This is a genomic window from Streptomyces sp. NPDC057654, assembly GCF_042800135.1.
Classification (GTDB): Bacteria; Actinomycetota; Actinomycetes; order Streptomycetales; family Streptomycetaceae; genus Streptomyces.
This window is the reverse complement of sequence record NZ_JBHVHQ010001068.1, coordinates 1-2,593: the sequence shown is the minus strand read 5'-3', so window position 1 is coordinate 2,593 and position 2,593 is coordinate 1. Positions and strand designations below refer to the sequence as shown.

The 2,593-nt window shown below is 74.5% G+C and carries 1 protein-coding gene and 1 pseudogene; both read right to left on the bottom strand.

Features of this window, described 5'->3' with window-relative positions:
* Nucleotides 1–29: 29 nt before the first annotated feature.
* Nucleotides 30–983: a bifunctional riboflavin kinase/FAD synthetase gene (locus ACFU99_RS40460; protein WP_384402810.1), complete on the bottom strand. Its 954-nt coding sequence runs from the start codon at nucleotides 981–983 to the stop codon at nucleotides 30–32.
* A 72-nt stretch (nucleotides 984–1,055) separates the two neighbouring features.
* Nucleotides 1,056–2,593: pseudogene (locus ACFU99_RS40455) on the bottom strand (serine protease); the annotation flags it as partial.

Below are 2,593 nucleotides of genomic sequence, written 5' to 3'. Positions count from 1 at the left end.
GTCGTAGCAGTTCTGTCTGCCGCGCCTAGTTATTCGTCGGACTCCGCCTCGACCAGCTGCCGGGCCCGCTTCACATCTCCCGCCATGCGCTCCAGGAGCATGTCGATGGAGTCGAACTTCTCCATCCCGCGCAGGTAGGCGAGGAAGTCGACGGCCACGTGCAGCCCGTACAGATCGAGGTCGACACGGTCGATGGCGTACGCCTCGACCGTCCGCTCCGTGGCATCGAACTGCACGTTCGTGCCGACCGAGATCGCGGCGGGCATCGTCTCGCCGTCCGCGGTCAGCCATCCGGCGTAGACGCCGTCGGCGGGGATCGCGGTGTGCGGCAGGGTCTCCACATTGGCGGTGGGGTAGCCCAGTTCGCGGCCGCGCTGCGCGCCGCGCACGACGACGCCCTCGACGCGGTGCGGCCGCCCGAGGATCTCCATCGCGCCCGCGACATCACCCTCGGCCACCAGCCGCCGGGTCAGGGTCGAGGAGAACGGCTGCCCGCCGCCCGCCTCGCCGCTCACGAACAGGTCGATGACCTCGACCTCGTAGTCATAGGTGGAGCCGAGCTCGACCAGGAACTCGACGTTGCCCGCCGCCTTGTGCCCGAACCGGAAGTTGGGGCCCTCCACGACGAGGCGCGCGTGCAACTTGTCGACCAGCACCTTGACGACGAAGTCGGCGGGCGACAGCTTCGAGAACTCGGTGGTGAAGGGCAGGATCAGCAGCGCGTCCACGCCCAGCTCCGCCATCAGCTCCGCGCGCCGGTGATGCGGGGCCAGCAGGGGCGGGTGGCTGCCCGGCCGTACGACCTCGCTCGGGTGCGGATCGAAGGTGACCACCACCGACGGCACGCCGAGCTCGCACGCCCGCTCCACCGCCCGGCCGATGATCAGCTGGTGTCCGCGGTGCACCCCGTCGTAGGAGCCGATGGTGACGACGCTGCGTCCCCAGTCCTCGGGGATGTCCTCCAAGCCACGCCAGCGTTGCACTGTGCCCGCTCCTCGCCCGAACCTTTGTCTGTCCAATACGCAGGTCTAAGAGTGCCATGCCGGGTCGTCGCGTCACGCATCGGGCGTTGCGCCCGCCAGTTGGACGCGGGCCCGCGGGCCCACCACCGCCGCCCATTCGGCGGGGGCGGATTCCAGCCAGCCGCGCACCAGGGCGGCGAAGCCGGGCACGTCACAGGCCAGCTGGAGCAGCCGCCGGTCGAAACAGGCCGCGCCCTCCGCCGTACGGGCCAGCAGCAGCCCGGCGCGGTGGACGAGGTCGCGGGTACGGGCCGGGCCCCGCTCGGCCGCACCCTCCGCCGCCGTACGGAGCAGCGCGTCGAGGGTGGCGGCGTCGGGCACGTACTGCCCGTACCGGCCGTACTGCCCGTGCCCCTCGTGCTCCAGCAGCACCTCCAGCAACTCATGCCTCAGAGGGCGCGAGAGGCTCGTGCCGGGCGCGGCGAGCACGGGGGCGAGGGCGCGGCGCGCCTGCGGCGATCTCGCGCGCAGCATGTCGGAGACGAGCGGGAAGAGCAGCGCTCGGGCGGGCGGGCCGTGTTCGAGCCTGCGGTCCACGAAGGCCGCGGCGTGCCGGGCGCCCTGCGGGCGGTGCTCCACGTGTTCGCGTACGAGCTCGGCGGCGCGGCGGGCGAGCGCGGGGACCGTCACGTCGGCGAGCGTGCGCATGGTCTCCAGCGTGCTGTCCGGGTCCCCGCCCGACCTGCGCAGACGGGCCCGGAGGGCTTGGAGCACCGGTTCGGGGTGGGTGGGCAGGGCCGCGGCGAGAGCGCTCGGCGACAGGTGCGGGTCCCCCTCGTCGAACCGTTCGAGGGCCTGCTCCAGGTGTCTGACGCGGGTCTCCGGGTCCCGTACGAGCAGGGCGAGGGCCGCGCCGTGCAGGGAGCAGTCGGCGGGGCGGGCGAGGAGGGCGAGGGCGGCGTAGCGCAGCAGCTCGCGGTCGGCGCCGGTGGCGATGTGCGGGGCGGCGAGGAGCCCGTACGTGGCCGCGGCCACGTGGCGCTCGCCGCGGGGGTCGTGCGCCCAGCGGTCGACGGCGCGGCAGACGGCGGACGGCTCGTCCTCGGCGAGCGCGGCCAGCAGTTCGTCGGCGAGCGGGTGGGCGGCGGCCACGAGCGCCTCGGCGAGATCGTCCACGGCGCGCCGCCGGTGGGTGTGGAGCAGCACCTGGGCCGCTACCGCGACGGTGGCCCGGAGCGGGGCGTCGCCGTCCGGCGCGGCGGCGGCCCGGAGCGGGCGGTCGTCGGTGAACCAGCGGCAGAGCAGGCGCTGGGCATCGCAGGGCTCCTCGGCCAGTACCGTCGCGACGGCGGGCAGGAACCGCTCCGGCGCCCCGGCCGGGTCCCTGCCGGGCGGCGCGTCGGCGGGCAGCAGCAGCCGCAGCAGTTCGAGCCGGTCGGGCAGGGCGAGCCCGAGCCGCAGCCAGAACCACGGGCCGAACTCCCCGAACCCGCCGTGCCGCAGCGAGCGCTGGGCCATTCGGCCGGCGAGCAGGCGCAGCACACCGAGGTAGGGGGTGGCGTCGGGGACGCGCAGCAAGGTTTCGCCGAGGAGGTGGGCCGCCCACCCGGCGGCGCTGGCGCGCCGTTCTC